This window comes from Paenibacillus sp. 1-18 (assembly GCF_000520755.1).
Classification (GTDB): domain Bacteria; phylum Bacillota; class Bacilli; order Paenibacillales; family Paenibacillaceae; genus Paenibacillus; species Paenibacillus brasilensis.
In genome coordinates this window covers 1-511 of the sequence record NZ_ASSB01000295.1, presented here as the reverse complement: position 1 = coordinate 511, position 511 = coordinate 1, and the positions used below count along the sequence as shown (strand labels likewise).

1 protein-coding gene is annotated in these 511 nt (G+C 43.1%); it reads left to right on the top strand.

Annotated elements, in window-relative coordinates; translation table 11 throughout:
• Positions 1–121 precede the first annotated feature (121 nt).
• Positions 122–511, top strand: a 390-nt coding sequence (locus tag L693_RS0118580; protein WP_025718967.1) for an enoyl-ACP reductase FabI, incomplete at its 3' end; no start/stop codon positions are given.

The window sequence follows — 511 nt, the reverse complement described above, 5'->3', positions numbered from 1 at the left end:
TTAACTTTGGCAACTAACATGATAATATTCCAGAAAAGATTACATGTGTCTAACATTTATAGGTATACGCAATTAAGTTGTTTTTTTTGTGGAAAAATGTAAAAAAAGAAAGGTGGTTTCTGTGGCAGCACTACTGAGTGGTAAGAACATTTTGATTATGGGCGTGGCTAATAACAGGAGTATTGCTTGGGGGACAGCCCAATCTTTAGCTGCTGAAGGAGCAAGACTCATTTTTACTTACGAAAATGAGAGGGTTGCAGATCGGGTGCTAAAGCTCGTTGACACGATTCCGGGGTCCATTGTCTGTCCCTGTAATGTACAAAGCGATGAAGAATTGGATACACTGGCGGATTTTCTAAAGGAGAAAGTAGGCGTCCTGCATGGTTATTTTCACAGTGTTGCCTATGCTAAGGCTGAGGATTTGGATGGCTTGTTCGTCGACACTTCTCGCGAGGGATTCGCCATTGCTCAAGAAATCAGTGCCTACTCTCTGGCTGCTGTTTCCCGACGG